The organism is Xanthobacter sp. NM-25 (assembly GCF_022138605.1).
Classification (GTDB): domain Bacteria; phylum Pseudomonadota; class Alphaproteobacteria; order Rhizobiales; family Xanthobacteraceae; genus Xanthobacter.
The window spans coordinates 1-16,035 of record NZ_JACBFS010000002.1 but is presented as its reverse complement, the minus strand read 5'-3'; the positions used below and the strand labels follow the sequence as shown (position 1 = coordinate 16,035).

The 16,035-nt window shown below is 67.1% G+C and carries 7 protein-coding genes; 5 read left to right on the top strand and 2 right to left on the bottom strand.

Going from position 1 to position 16,035, the window contains the following annotated elements:
• Positions 1-138: 138 nt before the first annotated feature.
• Positions 139-2,919, bottom strand: coding sequence for a preprotein translocase subunit SecA (gene secA, locus MEU52_RS05880; protein WP_238120875.1), 2,781 nt, complete (start codon positions 2,917-2,919; stop codon positions 139-141).
• Between the two features lie 521 nt (positions 2,920-3,440).
• Here secA and MEU52_RS05875 point away from each other — a divergent pair.
• From MEU52_RS05875 to MEU52_RS05855, 5 genes are all read left to right on the top strand, one after another.
• Complete coding sequence (locus MEU52_RS05875) at positions 3,441-4,685, top strand: efflux RND transporter periplasmic adaptor subunit (protein WP_238120876.1); 1,245 nt, start codon at positions 3,441-3,443, stop codon at positions 4,683-4,685.
• Positions 4,686-4,716: 31 nt separating this feature from the next.
• Positions 4,717-7,905 (top strand): efflux RND transporter permease subunit, encoded by a 3,189-nt coding sequence (locus MEU52_RS05870; protein WP_238120877.1) that lies wholly within the window; start codon positions 4,717-4,719, stop codon positions 7,903-7,905.
• 152 nt (positions 7,906-8,057) lie between these two features.
• Positions 8,058-11,432: a transglutaminase family protein gene (locus tag MEU52_RS05865; RefSeq protein WP_238120878.1), complete on the top strand. Its 3,375-nt coding sequence runs from the start codon at positions 8,058-8,060 to the stop codon at positions 11,430-11,432.
• Positions 11,433-11,646: 214 nt separating this feature from the next.
• A complete protein-coding gene (locus MEU52_RS05860; protein ID WP_238120879.1) occupies positions 11,647-14,175 on the top strand; it encodes a circularly permuted type 2 ATP-grasp protein in 2,529 nt (842 codons plus the stop codon).
• 6 nt (positions 14,176-14,181) lie between these two features.
• Positions 14,182-15,066, top strand: coding sequence for a transglutaminase family protein (locus tag MEU52_RS05855; RefSeq protein WP_238120880.1), 885 nt, complete (start codon positions 14,182-14,184; stop codon positions 15,064-15,066).
• Here MEU52_RS05855 and MEU52_RS05850 read toward each other — a convergent pair.
• Positions 15,047-16,035, bottom strand: a 989-nt coding sequence (locus tag MEU52_RS05850; protein ID WP_238120881.1) for a malonyl-CoA decarboxylase domain-containing protein, incomplete at its 5' end; no start/stop codon positions are given. The two genes, MEU52_RS05855 and MEU52_RS05850, sit on opposite strands and share 20 nt — an antisense overlap.

The window sequence follows — 16,035 nt, the reverse complement described above, 5'->3', positions numbered from 1 at the left end:
TTGAGCGGGCCCGCGGCGGACGGCGCTGAGGCCGGCGGCCCCAATGCAGATCGGGCGCAACCGCCCGGCGGCCGCGCCCGATCCTCAGGTCTTGAATGCGTCGAGCCGTGATCCGTTGGACCCGGCGCCGCCACAGCGTCAGGCGAAGCGGCCGTGGCAGTGCTTGTATTTCTTGCCGGAGCCGCAGGGGCAGACCTCGTTGCGGCCCACCTTGCCCCAGGTGGAGGGATCGTTGGGGTCGCGCTCGGCCACCGCCAGGTCACCGGAGAGGAGCGGTTCGGGCCGGCTGCCGATAGCGGCGGCGGCGCTCGCCAGTTCGTCCTCGCCGGTGATGGGATCGGCGTGGTGCGCCTCCATCTCCGGCAGGTCCTCCATGGGCGGCGCCTGGGTGACGATCTCCACCCGCATCAGCTGGGCGGTGACCACCTCGCGCAGGCGGTTCAGCAGGCTGGAGAAGAGGTTGAAGGCCTCGGACTTGTACTCGTTGAGCGGGTCGCGCTGGGCGTAGCCGCGCAGGCCCACCACCTGGCGCAGGTGATCGAGCATGGCGATATGCTCGCGCCACAGATGGTCGAGGGTCTGGAGAAGGATCGACTTCTCCACATAGCGCATCAGCTCGGGACCGTATTTGGCGGCCTTGGCGGCCATCCATTCGTCGGCGGCGCGGGTGATGCGCTCGCCCACCTCGTCACCGGCGATGCCTTCTTCCTTGGCCCATTCCACCACCGGCAGGTCGAGGTTCAGCACCTCCAGGAGCGCGGCGTGCAGGCCGGCGGTGTCCCACTGTTCGGGATAGGCGTTCTCGGGGATGAACTTGGCCACCGTGTCGGCGATTACGGCGTGGCGCATGTCCTCCACCGTCTCGGCCACGTCGTCGTCGTTCATCAGCTCCAGGCGCTGCTCGAACACCACCTTGCGCTGGTCGTTGAGCACGTCGTCATATTTGAGGACGTTCTTGCGCATGTCGTAATTGCGCGCTTCCACCTTCTGCTGCGCCTTTTCCAGCGCCTTGTTGATCCAGGGGTGGATGATGGCCTCGCCTTCCTTGAGGCCGAGCTTCTGCAGCATGCCGTCAAGCCGGTCGGACCCGAAGATGCGCATCAGGTCGTCGTCCAGCGACAGGAAGAACTTGGAATGGCCGGGGTCGCCCTGGCGGCCGGAGCGGCCGCGCAGCTGGTTGTCGATGCGCCGGCTCTCGTGCCGCTCGGTGCCGAGCACGTAGAGGCCGCCGGCTTCCAGCGCCTTGTGCTTCAGCTCCTCCACTTCGGCGTGGATCTTCTCCTCCGCCGCGACGCGCTCGGGGCCTTCCGGCAGGTCCTTGAGCTCGTTGACGATGCGCATCTCGGCGGAGCCGCCGAGCTTGATGTCGGTGCCGCGGCCGGCCATGTTGGTGGCGATGGTGATGGCCCCCGGCACGCCCGCCTGGGAGACGATATAGGCCTCCTGCTCGTGGTAGCGGGCGTTCAGCACCGAGAACACCTTGCCGCTGGTGTCGATCTCGGTGAGGGCGGCGGGATCGGCATAGTCCTTCTGCCTGAAGCCGTCCTTCTTGAGCAGGTCGGCCAGCAGCTCGGACTTCTCGATGGAGGTGGTGCCCACCAGCACCGGCTGGCCGCGCGCGGCGCAGTCTTTGATCAGCTCGATGATGGCGTGGTACTTCTCCATCGCCGTCCGATAGACCTCGTCGTCATCGTCGATCCGGGAGATGGGCAGGTTGGTGGGAATCTCCACCACCTCGAGCTTGTAGATGTCGGCGAACTCGGCCGCCTCGGTGTTGGCGGTGCCGGTCATGCCGGCCAGCTTCTCATAGAGCCGGAAATAGTTCTGGAAGGTGATGGAGGCCAGCGTCTGGTTCTCGGGCTGAACCTGGACGTGCTCCTTGGCTTCCAGCGCCTGGTGCAGGCCTTCGGAATAGCGCCGGCCGGGCATCATGCGGCCGGTGAACTCGTCGATGATCACCACCTCGTCGTTGCGGACGATATAGTCCTTGTCGCGCTGGAACAGGGTGTGGGCGCGCAGGGCCTGGTTCACGTGATGGACCACCGAGACGTTCTCGATGTCGTAGAGGCTGTGGGACTTCAGGAGCCCGGCCTCGGTCAGCATCTGCTCCATCTTCTCCATGCCGGCTTCGGTCATGGTGACGGAACGCTGCTTCTCGTCCACCTCATAGTCGGCCTTGTCCAGGCGCGGGATGTAGGTGTCGATGGTGTTGTAGAAATCCGAGCGGTCGTCGAGCGGGCCGGAGATGATGAGCGGGGTGCGGGCCTCGTCGATGAGGATGGAGTCCACCTCGTCGACGATGGCGAAAAAATGCGGGCGCTGCACCATCTGGCTGCGCTCATACTTCATATTGTCGCGCAGATAGTCGAAGCCCAGCTCGTTGTTGGTGGCATAGGTGATGTCGCAGGCGTAGGCGGCGGCGCGCTGCTCGTCATCGAGCCCGTGCACGATAATGCCGGTGGACAGGCCGAGGAAGCCGTAAAGCTTGGCCATCCACTCGGCGTCGCGCTTGGCCAGGTAGTCATTCACCGTCACCACGTGCACGCCCTTGCCGGCGAGCGCGTTGAGATAGACGGGCAGGGTAGCCACCAGGGTCTTGCCTTCGCCGGTCTTCATCTCGGCGATGCCGCCTTCGTGCATCACCATGCCGCCGATGAGCTGCACATCGAACGGGCGCATGCCGAGCGCCCGCTTGGCGCCCTCGCGCACGGTGGCGAAGGCGGGCACCAGGAGGTCGTCGAGGCTCTTGCCATCCGCCAGCTGGCGGCGGAACTCCTCGGTGCGCGCGCGCAGCGCGTCATCGGAGAGCCCCTCCAGCTCCTTTTCCAGGGCATTGATGGCCTGGACGCGGGGGCGGTACCCCTTCACCCGGCGATCGTTTGCGGAGCCGAAGAGCTTGCGGGCAAGTCCACCTAACATGGGTTATTCTCTGTTCCGATCCGTCGGGTCGCGAGGAGGGCGGAGACGGGCCGCCGGACCCTCCGGGAAATGGCGCGCCTTTCGACACCCCTAATGCGGCGTCAGCAAGTCCGAACCAGTCTGGCGGCGGAGAGGCTCTCCCCGCGCCGGACCTACGCCGTTCCGCCTTGTCCCCCGCGCGCGCGTCGAGATAGGGCGGTACCGACGACGGACAGCACACCACGCGGACACTTATGAACGGCCCCGCCCATTGTCAATGTGAGGCGGCGCGCCCTGCCGCAACGTCGGCACCGGCGCTGGTGCGCCAGCATGGCAATTTTGCAGCACCGTCCGCGCTTCCGCGCGCGCGCGGAAGCGGTGCATGGACACTCTCGCGGGGGGCCCTTAGTATCCGCCCGGCTGCGGATGCCGGGGGAATAAGCATGGGCCGTTGGGAGTTGCGGGCGGGTCGCCGACAGGAGAATGAGAATCTCGGGTCGCGCGCCACGCGAGCGGGCGTTGCCGCCCGCTGGGTCGCCCTGATGTCCGCCGGTCTCGTCCTCGCCGCGTGCGAGGAAAAAAATACCTATGTGCCGCCGCCCCCGCCCACCGTGACGGTGGCCACCGTGAGCGATCAGCCGGTGACTCGCTACCTGGAATTGACGGGTAACACCGCCTCCATCAATTCGGTGGATCTGAACGCCCGCGTGCAGGGCTTCCTCACCTCCATCAATTATGCGGACGGCCAGCTGGTGAAGAAGGGGGATCTCCTCTTCGTGATCGAGCAGGATGTCTACAAGGCCAATGTGGAGCAGGCGAAGGCGACCCTCGCCGCCAAGCAGGCGTCCCAGGTGCAGGCCGAGGCGGAATTCAACCGCCAGAACCAGCTGGCCAAGCAGGACTTTGCCTCCCAGGCCGTGCTCGATCAGGCCCGCGCCAAGCGCGATGCGGCGGTGGCCGATGTGGAGAACGCCCAGGCCTCGCTGGATCTGGCGCAGATCAACCTCGGCTATACCGAGGTGCGCGCGCCGTTCGCCGGCGTGGTGACCGCCCACTTGCAGGATGTGGGCGCTCTGGTGGGCTATTCCGGGCCCACCAAGCTCGCCACCATCGTCGAGGTGAACCCCATCTATGTGTGGTTCTCCCTGAGCGAGCAGCAGGTGCTCAACATCAAGGAAGGCATGGCCAAGGCCGGCCATCAGATGATGACCCTGCGGGAGAATCCCGGCGCCATTCCGGTGGAGATCGGCCTGCAGACGGAAACCGGCTTCCCCCACGTGGGCAAGCTCGACTACATCGCCCCCCAGGTGGATCCCAACCTCGGCACCCTCACCGTGCGCGGCATCTTCGAGAATGCCAATGTGGCGCTGCTGCCCGGCCTGTTCGCGCGGGTGCGGCTGCCGCTGGGTAAGGCGTTGCCCACCATCCTGGTGCCCGATTCCATCATCAGCGAGAACCAGCTCGGTTCTTATGTGCTGGTGGTGAACGACAAGGACGAGGTGGCGCAGCGCCAGGTCACCCTCGGCCAGCTGCAGCCTGATGGCCTGCGGGCCATCGAGGGCGGCCTGTCGGCGGGGGATCGGGTCATCGTCAATGGCATCCAGCGCGCGGTGCCCGGTTCCAAGGTGACGGTGGAGGCCGGCAAGATCGCCGCGCCGCTGCAGCCGACGCCGGTTCAGGATGGCGGCAAGTCGGTGGACACCAGGCAGCCGGACACCAAGCCAGCGGACACTAAGCCGGCCGATTCAAAGCCGGCGACCGCGCCGCCCGCGCCGCAGAAGAATTGATCCGTCCCTCGAACGCCAGGAACCAGCGCCCATGATTTCGCGCTTTTTCATCGAGCGGCCGGTCCTCTCGAACGTGCTGGCCCTGGTCTTCGTGCTGATCGGCCTTGTGTCGCTCATCCGCCTGCCGGTGGCGCAATATCCCAACATCGTGCCGCCCACGGTGTCGGTGAGCACCAGCTATCCGGGCGCCTCGGCCAAGACCATCGTCGATACGGTGGCGCTGCCCATCGAGCAGCAGGTGAACGGCGTCGAGGGCATGATCTACATGCAGTCCTGGGCGGCCTCGGACGGCACCTATACGCTGGTGGTGACCTTCGCCATCGGCACCGATCCGAACATGGCCCAGGTGCTGGTGCAGAACCGGGTGAACATCGCGCTCGCCTCGCTGCCGACGGCGGTGCAGACCCAGGGCGTGACCATTCTGCAGAAGGGCACCTCCATCCTGGAGTTCGTGACCCTCACCTCGCCCGATGGCCGGTATGACGGCCTGTATCTGAACAATTACGGCATCATCAACATCCAGAACGAGCTGGCCCGCGTGGAGGGTGTCGGCAACGTCGCCATCTTCGGCACCGGCACCTATGCGCTGCGCGTCTGGATGGATCCGGCCAAGATGCAGGCGTTCGGCCTCACCCCCAGCGACGTCGGCAACGCCATCCAGAAGCAGAGCCAGCTGGTGACCCCCGGCCAGCTGGGCATCCCGCCGGCCCCCTCCAGCGCGGCCTTCCAATATACGGTGAACGTGAAGGGCCGGCTCAACGATGCCGCCGAATACGAGAACATCATCGTCAAGGTGGACAATCAGGATGGCGGTCGCATCGTCCGCATCCGCGACATCGCCCGGGTGGAACTGGGCGCGCAGAGCTACTCGCGCGACTTTACCCAGGACGGCAAGCCCGCGGCCGGCGTTGGCATCTTCCTCCTTCCCGCCGCCAATGCGCTCGATGTGTCGAACCGCATTGCCGCGAAGATGGAGGAGCTGAAGAAGAACTTCCCCGAGGGGTTGGAATATTCCATTCCATTCAACACCACGTGGTTCGTCTCCGCCTCCATCAACGAGGTCTACAAGACCCTTTATGAGGCGGCGCTGCTGGTGCTGGTGGTGATCCTGATGTTCCTTCAGGACTGGCGGGCGACGCTGGTTCCGGCCACCACGGTGCCGGTGACCATCATCGGCGCCTTCGCCGCCATGGACGCCATGGGCTTCACCATCAACATCTCGACCCTGTTCGCCATCATTCTGGCCATCGGCATCGTGGTGGATGACGCCATCGTCATCGTTGAAGGCGTGGCGCGGCATATCGAAGAGGGCATGGAGGGCCAGCCCGCCGCCGAAAAGGCCATGGACGAGTTGTTCGGGCCGGTGGTGGGCATCACCCTGGTCCTCATGAGCGTGTTCCTGCCGGCCTCGTTCATTCCGGGCCTGTCGGGGCAGATGTTCAAGCAGTTCGCGCTGGTCATCGCCGCCACCGCCTTCATCTCGGCCATCAACGCCGCCACGCTGAAGCCCACCCAGTGCGCCCTGTGGCTGCGCAAGCCGGTGCCGCCGGAGCAGCGCAACGTCATCTTCCGCGGCTTCAACGCCATCTATGGCAAGGCCGAGCACTGGTATGCCGGCCTCATCGGCCGCATGGTGCACCATTCCCACGCCATGGTGCTGATCGCCTTCGCGCTGATCGGCGTCGCCGGCTATGGCATCACCCGCGTGCCTACCTCGTTCCTGCCCATCGAGGACCAGGGCTACTTCCTGGTGGCGGTGCAGCTGCCCGACGGCGCCAACATGAACCGCACCAAGGTGGTGATGAACGAGGTGTCCGAGCGGGTGCGCAAGGTGCCGGGGGTGCAGACCGCCCTCGCCATCTCCGGCATCTCGGTGATGGACAATTCCTCCACCCTCGCCAATGCCGGCGTCATCTACGTGACCCTGACGCCGTGGGACGAGCGCTATTCCGGCAAGGTCAAGGGCGAGGATCTGTTGTCGCTCTACGAGAACCTCAACAAGGCGGTCGCGCCGGTGCAGGAAGCGCAGGTGCTGATCCTGGTGCCGCCGGCCATTCAGGGTATCGGCAACGCTGCCGGCTTCACCATGCAGCCACAGCTGCGCAACGGCAATTTCGACTATCGGCTCCTGGAGCAGATCACCACCTCGCTGGTGGAGAAGGCCCAGGCCCAGTCGGCCCTGCAGCACGTGGCCACCTCCTTCCGCATCGGCGCGCCGCAGCTGGAGGTGGAGGTCAACCGCACCATGGCCGAGACCCTCGGGGTGACCGTGGGGCAGGTGTTCGAGACCATCTCGTCCTATCTCGGCTCCACCTACGTCAATCAGATCACCCGGTTCGGCAACACCTTCCAGGTCTATATCCAGGCGGATTCGCGCAGCCGCGTGACCCCGGACGACCTCATGGCGCTGAAGGTGCGCACGCCCCAGGGCAACATGGTGCCGCTCGGCTCCATGGTGACGGTGCGGACCATGCAGGGCCCGCCGCTGATCTCGCTCTATAACCTCTACCCGACCGCCACCATCGTCGGTTCCAACGCCGCCGGCTTCTCCTCCGGCCAGGCCATGGATCTGATGGCGCAGATCGCCGCCGCCACCCTGCCGCCGGGCACCGGCTTTGAATGGACCGCCATGTCGTTCCAGGAAGCGGCGGTGGGCAACCAGATCTATTACGTGTTCGGGCTCGCCATCCTGCTGGTCTATTTCGTGCTCGCCGGCCAGTACGAAAGCTGGATCCAGCCCATGTCGGTGATCCTGGCGGTGCCGCTGGCGCTGCTCGGCACCGTGGGGGCGCTGCTGGGGCTCGGGGTCTCCAACAATCTCTATACCCAGATCGGCCTGGTGCTTCTGATCGCGCTCGCGGCCAAGAACGCCATCCTGATCGTCGAATACGCCCGCGAAAAACGGGCGGAGGGCATGGAGATCATGGATGCCGCGGTGGAGGCGGCGCGGCTCCGGTTCCGCCCCATCCTGATGACCTCCTTCGCCTTCATCCTGGGCGTGCTGCCGCTGGTGTTCGCCACCGGCGCCGGCGCCAACTCGCGCAAGTCCATCGGCATCGCCGTGGTCTCGGGCATGCTGGCGTCCACCTGCCTTGCGGTGTTGTTCGTGCCGTCCTTCTTCACGGTGCTGCAGCGGTTCGAGGAACGGGGCAAGAAAAAGAAGGTGGCGCCGCAGCAGCCGCCACAAGAGCCGCCGCCCGCGGAACCCGCATCTGCCTGAGAATGGATCTCGGGAGTTGCGCGCCTCATCGGCATCTGCCTGTTTTTATGGCAGATGCCGCCATAAAGTCGCGCTTTCGCCCCGGCACAGCCTTGTCTAACCTTGTTCCGTTCACCCAAGGGCTTGATGCCCGCCGGACCAGGTGTCTTTGAATGTCGATCCTCGCGAGCCTGCATCACGTCACGCGCTATACTTACGAGCGGCCGGTGTCGCTCGGCGCGCAGACCATCCGCCTGCGCCCGGCGCCGCACAGCCGGACGGAGATTCCGGCCTATGCGCTCAAGATTTCGCCAGCCGAACATTTCATCAACTGGCAGCAGGACCCGTTCGGCAACTGGCTCGCCCGCATCGTGTTCCCCGAGCGGGTCACCGAGTTCAAAGTCGAGGTGGACCTGCTCGCCAAGCTCGACGTCATCAATCCGTTCGACTTCTTCGTCGAGGAATATGCCGAGCACTTCCCCTTCACCTACGCTCCTGAGCTGAAGGCCGAGCTCGCGCCTTATCTGGAGCTTGAGACCGAGGGCGCCCTGTTCGACGCCTTCGTCGCCTCCATTCCGACGGAGAAGCGGCGCATCGTCGACTTCCTCGTCGAGCTCAACCAGCGCCTCCAGGGCGAGATCGGCTATGTGATCCGCATGGAGCCGGGGGTGCAGACCCCCGACGAGACCCTCTCCAAGAAGCTCGGCTCCTGCCGCGACACCGGCTGGCTTCTGGTGCAGATCCTGCGCCACCTGGGCCTCGCCGCCCGGTTCGTTTCCGGCTACCTGATCCAGCTGAAACCCGACGTGAAGTCCCTCGACGGCCCCTCCGGCACCGACGTGGATTTCTGCGATCTCCATGCCTGGTGCGAGGTTTACGTCCCCGGCGCCGGTTGGATCGGCCTTGATCCCACCTCCGGCCTGCTGTGCGGGGAGGGCCACATTCCGCTGGCGGCGACCCCCCATTATCGGTCCGCGGCGCCCATCACCGGCTATCTCAACGAGAAGGCCGAGGTGGAGTTCGGCTTCGAGATGGCGGTCGCCCGCGTCGCCGAGGCGCCCCGCGTCACCTACCCCTTCTCGGACGAGACCTGGGCCGCCCTCGACGCCCTCGGCCAGAAGGTCGACCAGGACCTCGCCGCTGGTGACGTGCGCCTGACCATGGGCGGCGAGCCCACCTTCGTCTCCATCGACGACTACCAGGCGCCGGAATGGAATACCGAGGCGCTCGGTCCGCAGAAGCGGGTGCGCGCCGACGATCTGATCCGCCGCCTGCGCGAGCGCTTCTCCACCGATGGCGTGCTGCACTACGGCCAGGGCAAGTGGTATCCCGGCGAAACCCTGCCGCGCTGGTCGTTCGACCTGTTCTGGCGCAAGGACGGCCAGCCCATGTGGCGGCGACTGGACCTGATCGCCGATGAGACCAAGGATTACGGCGCCACCGCCGCCGATGCCGAGCACTTCTGCAAGGCCGTGGCAGAGAAGCTGGGCGTCGGCGCCCAGTTCGTGCAGCCGGCGTTCGAGGACAATATCTATTATATGTGGAAGGAGCAGAGCCTTCCCGAGAACCTCGCGCCGGGCGACGAGCGCCTGGCCGATGAGGTGCACCGCCGCATGTTGGCGCGCACCTTCAACCAGGGCCTCGGCACCCCCACGGGCGCGGTGCTGCCGCTGCGGCGGGTGTGGGCGCCGGAGGGCTCGCGCTGGTGCTCGGAGGCCTGGACGTTCCGCCGCGACTACCTGTTCCTGATTCCCGGCGAAAGCCCGATGGGTTATCGCCTGCCCTTGGAATCGCTGCAGTATCTCGCCCCCACGCGCTATCCGCACATGGTGCCGACGGACCCGTTCGAGCCGCGCGGCCCGCTGCCGGATGCGGAGACGCTGGCGGCCCGCTATCGCGGCACCGGCGTTGACGGTCGCGAGCGCTACAGTGTGGCCCCACGCACCGAGGCCTATGGGGTGGGCGAGCGGGCGCAGACCCTGGTGCGCGAATATCTGCTCAAGCATGACCAGCAGATCGGCACCGCCGATACCCGCACCGCTTTGTGCGTGGAACCCCGCGGCGGCCGCCTGTGCGTGTTCCTGCCACCGGTGGAAGTGCTGGAAGACTATGTGGATCTCATCGCCGCCGTCGAGCAGGTGGCCATCGAGCTCGAGATGCCGCTGCACCTCGAGGGTTATCCGCCGCCGTTCGATTATCGGCTGAACCTGATCCGGCTGGCGCCCGATCCGGGCGTGCTGGAGGTGAACGTTCACCCCTCCAACAGCTGGGAAGGCTGCGTCAACATCACCCGCATCCTCTATGAGGAGGCGCGGCTGGCCCGCCTGGGCACCGAGAAGTTCATGGTGGATGGCCGCCACACCGGCACGGGCGGTGGTAACCACGTGGTGGTGGGCGGATCCACCCCCGCCGACAGCCCGTTCCTGCGCCGGCCGGACCTGCTGAAGAGCCTGCTGCTCTATTGGCAGCGCCACCCCTCGCTGTCCTACATGTTCTCCGGCCTGTTCATCGGCCCGACCTCGCAGCATCCGCGCATCGACGAGGCGCGCCACGATAGCCTGTATGAACTGGAGATCGCCCTCTCCAAGATCCCGGCGCCGGGGGGCGAGCTGCCGCCGCCGCCGTGGCTGGTGGACCGCTTGCTGCGCAACCTGTTGGTGGATGTGACCGGCAACACCCACCGCACAGAGATCTCCATCGACAAGCTCTATTCGCCGGATGGCCCTACCGGCCGGCTGGGCCTGGTGGAGTTCCGCTGCTTCGAGATGCCGCCGGACTGGCGCATGAGCCTCGCCCAGCAACTGCTGCTGCGGGCGCTCATCGCCCGGCTGTGGCGGGCGCCCGTGTCGGGCGATTGCGCGCGCTGGGGCACTATCCTCAACGACCGCTTCATGATGCCCCATTATGTGTGGGCCGACTTCCTCGACGTGCTCGATGATCTGGGCGACGCCGGCTACGTCTTCGATCCCGAGTGGTTCAAGGCACAGTACGAGTTCCGCTTCCCGGCCTATGGCAAGGTGCAGCGGGCGGGCGTGGATCTGGAGGTGCGCCAGGCGCTGGAGTGCTGGAACGTGCTCGGCGAGGAGGGGGTCGTCGGCGGTACCGCGCGCTATGTGGACTCCTCGGTGGAGCGTCTGCAGGTGAAGGTGGAGGGCTTCAATCCCGCCCGCCACGTGCTCACCTGCAACGGCCGCCGCATTCCGCTGGCGCCCACCGGCCGCAATGGCACCTTCGTCGCCGGCGTGCGCTACAAGGCGTGGCAGCCCTGGTCGGGCCTGCATCCCACCATTCCTGTGCACACGCCGCTGACGTTCGACATTGTCGACACCTGGAGCCAGCGGTCCCGTGGCGGCTGCGTCTATTATGTGTCCCATCCCGGTGGCCGGAACTATGACACCTTCCCGGTCAATTCCTATGAAGCGGAGGCCCGCCGCCTCGCCCGCTTCCAGGATTACGGCCATACGCCGGGGGTGACCCACGTGCCGGCGGAAACGGCGCCGGACGAGTTCCCCACCACCCTCGATCTGCGCCGACCCATCGGCGTCTGATCAGGACTGTCCTGCTGCGGCAGGGCAGGGCGCTCGCACCCGGCGCTCCGCATTCGCTCCCGGGGCGCCGGGGGCGGGACGGCGCGCGCGGGGGCTTTGCGCCGCCAAGGGGGCATTTTCAATCCGATCTGGCAGCACCCAGCCGGGGATGGCGGCCGTTGGCGGGTGGTGCACCCAGGGGTGTGTCTGCCATAATCACGGGCCCGGTCGGTGGATGGCGGGGCTGAAAGGGTTATTCGTGTCCGGGGCGGAACAGCGCAGCGAAGCATTTGAACGAGCTGCGGCCGAGAGCTTGCTCGGCGGCTATCGGACCTTGCCCGGTGTGCGCGACGAGATGATGGACGCCGAGGGGCGTCCACGGCCCCATTGGGTAAGCTTCCTCGCCACCCTGGCGGAGTTCGGCCCGGAGGAACTGGGGCGGCGTTTTTCCTCCGCCGACCGCTATCTGCGGGATTCCGGCGTTTTCTATCGGGTCTATGACGATGCTGGCGGCGGCGAGCGGCCCTGGTCGCTCAGCCATATTCCCCTGCTGCTGGAGCAGCGTGATTGGGATGTGCTGTCCGCCGGACTGATCCAGCGCGCCGAGCTTTTGGAGACGGTTCTTCAGGATCTCTATGGTCCCGCCCGGCTCGTCAGCGGCGGCGATCTGCCAGCGGCGGCGGTGGCCGGCAGCCCCGAGTTCCTGCGGCCGCTGGTGGGCGTGAAGCCGGTGGGCGGGCGCTATCTGCGGCTCTATGCGGCCGATGTGGGGCGCGGCCCCGATGGCCGCTGGTGGGTGCTGGCAGACCGCACCCAGGCCCCGTCCGGTTCCGGCTACGCGCTGGAGAACCGGCTGGCCATGACCCGCGCCCTGCCGGATGTGTCGCGCGCCCTGCACATGCAGCGGGTGGCGAGCTTCTTCCAGGCGCTGCGCACCTCGCTCAAGAAGCTGGATCGCAGCGGCGAGGGCCGCATCGGCATGCTCACCCCCGGTCCCATGAACGAGACCTATTTCGAGCATGCCCTGCTGGCCCGCTATCTCGGCTTCCTGCTGGTGGAGGGCGAAGACCTCACCGTGCGGGGCGATGCGGTACATGTGCGCACGGTGGCGGGGCTGAAGCGCATCGACGTGCTGCTGCGCCGGCTCGATGCCGATTTTGCCGATCCTCTTGAGCTGAACTCCGGTTCGCGGCTTGGTGTGCCGGGCCTGGTGCAGGCCCTGCGGCAGGGTGGGCTGGCGCTCGCCAACGCGCTCGGCAGCGGCCTTGTCGAGGCCCCGGCGCTGCTGGCCTTCCTGCCGCGCATCGCCACCCGCATCCTGGGGGCGCCGCTGGCGCTGCCGCATGTGGGCACCTGGTGGTGCGGCCAGGATGCCGAGCGCGCCCAGGTGATGGAGCACTTGGATGAGCTGGTGATCGGCTCGGCGTTCGGCCGGCGGGTGCCCGAACTCCCCCGGGGCGGCTCGGTGCTCGGCGCCGATCTCGGGCCGGCCGAGCGCCGTCGGCTCTCCACCCTGCTGGCCCGCCGGGGTGTGGATCTGGTGGGCCAGGACATCGCCCGCCTGTCCACCACGCCCGTGTGGACCGGCGAGCGGCTCACCCCGCGCCCGTTCATGCTGCGGGTGTTCCTCACCGCCACCGACAAGGGGTGGGAGGTGATGCCGGGCGGCTTCTGCCGCATCTCCTCCACGCCCGATGCTCGGGCCATCTCCCTGCAGAAGGGGGATCGCTCCGCCGATGTGTGGGTGATGACCGGGGGCGAGGTGTCCGATGCCACCCTGCTGCCGAGCCCCGAGCATGTGAAGGTGCGACGCTCGTCGGGCGCGCTGCCCAGCCGGGCGGCGGACAACCTGTTCTGGCTGGGTCGTTATGTGGAACGGGCCGAGGCCACCTTGCGCCTATCCCGGGTGCTGGTGGGCCGGCTGGCGGAAACCGGCGACAGCGGCACCAGCCCGCTGGTGTCACGGCTGTTGGGCCTGCTGGGCGCCTGGGGCGCCATGCCGCGGGATCTCGCCCGCGCTACGCCGGCGCGATACGCGGTGGCGGTGCTCACCCGGCGCGATGTGCCCGGGGCCCTGCCGCAGCTGGTGCTGGCAGCGCGCGCCGCTGCCTCGGTCATCCGGGATCGGTTCTCCCCCGATGCCTGGAAGGCGCTGGTGGATCTCGAAACCTGCGTGCTGGCGCCGGCCTCTTCCGCCGTTTCCGAAGCGGAAGCCCACGAGCGCGCCGACGCGGCCCTGCGGATCATCGCCGCCTTCTCCGGCCTTGCCAGCGAGAACATGAACCGCCTCACCGGCTGGCGCTTCCTGGAGCTGGGGCGCCGCACCGAGCGGGCCATCAGCACCCTGCGGTTTGCGCGCACCTTCGGCGAACACGGGGTGCCCGGCTCGTTGAGCGCCCTGCTGCAGGTGGCCGATAGCCAGATCACCTATCGCAGCCGCTATGTGATGATCGAGGCGCGGGGGCCGGTGCTCGATCTGGTGCTGCTCGATCCCGACAATCCGCGTTCCGTGGCGTTCCAGGTGGAGCGCATCGCCGCCCATCTGCGGGTGCTGCCCGGGCGTGATCACGATGCGCCGCCGCCGCTCTGGGAACGCCTCGCCGCGCGCATGCAGGCGGAACTGGCCTCGGCCACCGCGGAAAGCTTCGAGCCCGCCTGGTTCGATGAGATGGAGCACATTCTGATGCAGCTCTCGGACGAGGTCGCCGCCCACTACTTCCTGCAAGGGCACGTGCCCGAGATGACCATGACCTTGGCCATGTGAGGCGGCATGCTCTACGACATCCGCCAGACCACCACCTATTCCTATACGGTGCCGGTGCGCGTCGCTCGCCAGGTGCTGCGCATGACTCCGGTCGATCGGCTCGGCCACCAGCATGTGATCGCCCATATGCTCGATCTATCGCCGGAGGCGGCGGAAATCGAGCATGGAAGCGATTTCTTCGGCAATGGGCTGACCTGGCTGACCCTCGAGCAGCCCCACGATTATCTGGAAATCTCGACCCGCAGCCGGGTGGAGGTGACGGCCACGCCACTGCCGGAGCCGGCGGCCACCGAGAGCGTGGATGCGGTGCGCGCCGCCGGCCAGACCGAGTTCGACGTGGGGCCGCGCTCGCCGGTGCACGGGCTGTTTCCCAGCCGGGCGATTCCCCTCGATGCGGCCATCACCGAATGGACTCAGACGAGCTTTCCCGCCGATCGGCCGATCCTGGAGGCGGGCCTGGAGCTGATGCATCGCATCAAGGATGATTTCGTCTACGAGCCCGGTTCCACCCTGGTGACGACGCCGCCACACGAGGCGTTCGCGGCGCGGCGCGGGGTATGTCAGGATTTCGCGCAGGTGATGATCTGCGGTTTGCGCGGCCTCGGCCTGCCGGCCCGCTACGTCTCCGGTTATCTGCGCACGGTGCCGCCGGAAGGCCAGCAGCGCCTGGAGGGGGCCGACGCCACCCATGCTTGGGTGGAGCTGTGGTGCGGCCGGGAGGTGGGCTGGATCGGCCTTGATCCCACCAATGCCATTCCCGCCGGCGACGACCACATCATCCTCGCGGTGGGCCGCGATTATGCCGACGTGGCCCCGGTGGATGGGGTCATCATCGCTTCGGGCGAGCATATCCTCGCGGTTGGCGTCGACGTCATTCCCGTCGAGCGGTGAGGCCGTCGTCCGCCGTGTCGGCGCTGGTGACGAGGGCGCGCGGGGCCCCCTCTTGGCGCAGGATGTCTTGACGCAGGATGTCTTGGCGCAGGAGCTTCTTGACGGGGGCGCTGGCGACCACGTCGCCCTTGGCGGCGAAGGCCTCGTGGTTCTTCTCGATATCGGCCAGCACGTAGCGATAGTTCACCATCAGCCCGGCGGCCTGGCTGAGGCCCTTGGGGGAGAGATCGCCCATGGGATTGATGCGCTCCAGCCGCGCCCCGTTGCCGAGATGAAAGCGCGCCACCGGATCCAGCGGCTTGCCCTTGGGGGTCTTGGCGGTGAGGTAATAGGCCGCCGCCGCCGCGCTCAGCACCGGCGCCAGGGTGGCGCGGGCCTCCTCGTTCTTGGCCCAGTCGGGCGCGTCGAGCCCCTTCAGAGCGTCCACATCAGCGGGGGAGAGCACATTGGGCGCCCGCCGTTCCGTCTCCAGCCAGGCGCGGAAGCCCGGGGCCGGGGAGAGGGTGACGAAGGTGGTGAGCCAGGGCATCTCGCGGGAGATCTCCTCCACCACCTGCTTGATCAGGAAGTTGCCGAAGGAGACGCCGGCCAGCCCTCGCTGGCAGTTGGAGATGGAATAGAACACCGCGGTGGTGGCTTTTGCCGGATCGAGCACCGCGCGTTTCTGGTCGAGAATGGGGGCGATGGCGTCGGGGCTGTCCTTCACCAGGGCCACTTCCACGAAGATCAGCGGCTCGTCCACCAGGGCCGGGTGGAAGAAGGCGTAGCAATGGCGGTCCGGGCTGTCGACCCGGGCGCGCAGGTCATCCCAGTCGCGGATTTCGTGCACCGCCTCGTAGCGGATGATCTTTTCCAGCACGTTGGCGGGGGTGGACCAGTCGATGCGGCGCAGCACGAGAAAGCCCCGGTTGAACCAGGAAGAGAACAGGTGGCCGAAGTCGCGGTCGACGGCGGCAAGGTCACGGCGAT